This is a genomic window from Prevotella sp. P5-92, assembly GCF_002251245.1.
GTDB lineage: Bacteria > Bacteroidota > Bacteroidia > Bacteroidales > Bacteroidaceae > Prevotella.
The window spans coordinates 1-3438 of sequence record NZ_NPJG01000071.1 but is presented as its reverse complement, the minus strand read 5'-3'; the positions used below and the strand labels follow the sequence as shown (position 1 = coordinate 3438).

Annotated in this window: 1 protein-coding gene and 2 pseudogenes; 1 reads left to right on the top strand and 2 read right to left on the bottom strand. The window is 39.2% G+C overall.

The window, feature by feature from the left end:
• Nucleotides 1-190 precede the first annotated feature (190 nt).
• Together CIK99_RS07500 and tet(Q) are read right to left on the bottom strand one after the other, a co-directional pair.
• Nucleotides 191-991 (bottom strand): annotated as a pseudogene (locus CIK99_RS07500) (hybrid sensor histidine kinase/response regulator); the annotation flags it as partial.
• Nucleotides 991-2916, bottom strand: coding sequence for a tetracycline resistance ribosomal protection protein Tet(Q) (gene tet(Q) / locus CIK99_RS07495; RefSeq protein WP_094380917.1), 1926 nt, complete (start codon nt 2914-2916; stop codon nt 991-993). The gene tet(Q) and the pseudogene CIK99_RS07500, both read right to left, overlap by 1 nt.
• Before the next feature lie 348 nt (nt 2917-3264).
• Here tet(Q) and CIK99_RS14915 point away from each other — a divergent pair.
• Nucleotides 3265-3438 (top strand): annotated as a pseudogene (locus CIK99_RS14915) (IS1380 family transposase); the annotation flags it as partial.

The window sequence follows — 3438 nt, the reverse complement described above, 5'->3', positions numbered from 1 at the left end:
TATCTCAATCCCACGATAGAGAACTGGTATGTATATGTCTTTTTTTCGTCCATTTCGGTTTCCCTCTGTTATTTGTTTGGTAGAGTTAATAGGTTCAGATTAGGACGGGTGACTGTCACCAGTCCTGAATCATAGGGGACAGGTACATTGGCTCACTCTTTTGGGTCGATGAACCTGTCCCTATGATTCAACGATGTATGATGATGTAGGAAATTAACAACAATAGAAGAACGAATCCCATTAAACCGCCTACTTGCATAAATGACTTTTCACGCATGGCAACTATTTCGTTTTCCCGGCTTTGCAGTTCGGTTTGTACCTTTTCTTCTATTTGGCAAATCAATTCTTGCAGTTGTCTGTTAAGTTCTGCATTACGAGCTGCAAGGCTGTCGGCTTGTTCCGACAATTGGCGATCCTGCACTTTCTGTTCGCTGATTACGTTTCTATTGACCGAATGAAGGATAGTGGTTGATACTGCTGGAGTTACTTCCTTTTTTTTGCCGAATATGCCTAAGAAACCTTTTCGTTTTGGCTTTTTGGACTGTTCCTGCACACTTTTCTGTACAATAACCGGAATTTGATTGGCTATCTTCTTGTTAATAGATTGTTGTTCATCCATTAACCGGACTATCTGGAACATCTGTCGTTCCTTATCCTCTAAAAGACTGCGCACACTATCGATGCGCTCTGCTGGATAGGTGGCCTTGAAACGGCAGAGCATACTGTCCATTGCCATACGCCGTGCATGGTAATGCTCGATATCTTTATCGTTCCATTCCAGTATTGTTTCACCCAATAGAGAAAATTTTATCATTTGAATATTGATATTGTTTATTTCTTTTCGGAGCTCGTCTATTTTTTTATTGCCAAGTTCTAATGCTTCTATCTCCTGCCATTCATAGAGGCTATTATATGCCATACATCCGATAAGAATGGAGATAAGTATATATCCCAACCGTATTGCCTTATAGAAATTTCCTGACCGCTCCATTATTTTGATGACATTGATTTTTGAAACATGAATAAAAGTTTATCGTTTTCGTTCATGCGGATATTATCAGAATAACCGCCTTTTGTTATTTGATACCCGCATGGCTTAACCATAAAAATGCCTAAGCCCTTAGTGTATGAACTTATTTCTGAGGCATAGTCTTTACTTGTATTTAATGGAACTTTCCCTTTAATATGACACCACTCATTATTGCAACTGATGTCTTCAATCTCAGACATCATTTTTTGCAAATCTGTAATAGCTTTGGAACTTGCCTCCTGGGGTATCTGCAACTCAAAACAGAGCATCGGTTCGAGAATGTCCACACCTGACTGTTGCAAAGCCAGCCTGAAGACATAAGGGGTCAGCTGCCTGAAATCAGCAGGTGTACTTACCGGGCTATAATATTCGGCTTGAGTAAAAGTCACTTTCAGATCTGTCACTTCCCATCCATGTAATCCCGATTGGCAAGACATACGAATCCCTTCAAAAACGGCATTTTGAAAAGAATGGTTCAGATAACCATAGGAGATGTCACTTTCGATCTGCAACCCTGTCCCTAACGGCAAGGGTTCAAGAGTCAGCCCTATTGTGGCCCAATAAGGGTTGGGTGGCACTTCGATCTGAATAATCTTATTGACCTTTTTTATAGGTCGTTCTTTGTAGATAGTCTTGATCTCATCAAAATGGACCTTTACGGAAAATCGTTCTTCCAGCAATGTCTGTATGATTTCCTTTTGGGTCAAACCATATAACGAGATTTCCAATTCATCACTATATGAGTTTATGGAAAAGGACAAAGACGGGTCTTCAATCCACAATGTATTCAGAGCGGATATCACCTTGCTTCTCTCTTCGGGCTTATTTGGCCGGACGGAGGATTTGAGAGCGGGATGCTGATGAGATAATCCTTGAATCAAACAAGGTTTAGCACCTAAATAATCTCCGATTCGAAAATCTTCTATATCTTCTACAATCGCGATATCATTGGCACCCACTTCATCAACATTTATCTCTCTGCCCTGATAAATAGTCTTTAGATTTTTAATCTTGATGGATTTTTCCGAATCGTTGATTCTTACAACGTCTCGAAGTCTCAGACTTCCGTCAATTATTTTAAGAAAACTTCTTTTATGCCCTTTGGGGTCATGCTCTATCTTATAGAGATAAGCTGAAAGTCTGTTTGAGACTGATGCCGGAGGAAGTATAAAAGAAGAAATGGCGTCCAACAACTCATTGATACCGATATTGAACATTGCTGATCCATGTAGCACCGGATAGACTTTGGCTTTTGCCACAAGAGCGATTATCGTATTCCAATAATCAGCCGGTGAAATTTCGCTATCCGCCAAATATCGTTCTAATATATCGTCGTCATGGTTGCATACAAATTCTTTGTATTCTTCCTTTATATATGTTTGGGAGCAAACCGGATAAACCGATCCATCGACAACAGTTTGCATAAACAGGACATCTTGCGACAGATTTGTTTTTATATCCATATACAAACGCTCCAAATTCACACCGGCACGGTCAATCTTATTGATAAATATAATTGTCGGGATTTGCAGCTTTTGTAAAGTACTGAACAGCAACTTTGTCTGCGCTTGTATGCCTTCCTTTGCGGATAAGATGAGGACTGCTCCATCAAGCATTTTGAATGTCCGCTCCACTTCCGCAATAAAATCCATGTGTCCCGGAGTGTCAATGATATTGCATTTCACCCCGTTCCAGATAATAGATGTCGTAGAAGCCCGGACAGTAATTCCTCTACGTTTCTCTATATCCATAGAGTCTGTTATGGTGTCACCATTATCCACACGGCCGCACTTTTCCGTTGCTCCACTGGCAAACAGCAGATTCTCGGTTACGGAAGTTTTTCCTGCATCAATGTGAGCAAGAATTCCTAAATTTATAATATTCATTTGGATTAATTTATAATATTCATTTGGATTAAGCAATAATATACTACAGTAGATGCATTGTCGAAACGCACCTTTTAATACCTCCTCGTAGCATATGAGAACTACAGGATTACTAACTCGTATTAATATGTATATTATTACTGCCGCATAACGATTACAAAATTACACAAAAAAAATATATCTAACAAAAGTTGGAGGATTTTTTAACTTTCCTTAATTCCGCAACACTATAATTTAACTTTATTTATAAGTTCCTGAGCAACAAAAAGTTGCCCAGGATTTTGCCATGTCAGAATTTTCACTTATCTTAGTGTTGCAAAAAGAAAACAAGCAAAACTCTAATATGACATGGCAAAAATACAAATTAAATCTGAGAAACTCACACCTTTTGGAGGAATTTTTTCAATCATGGAGAAATTTGACTCCATGCTTTCACCCGTTATCGACTCAACACTGGGTCAGAGATGCAGCAGTATCTTCGGATATCAGTTCAGCGAGATAGTCCGTTCGCTGATGAGCGTT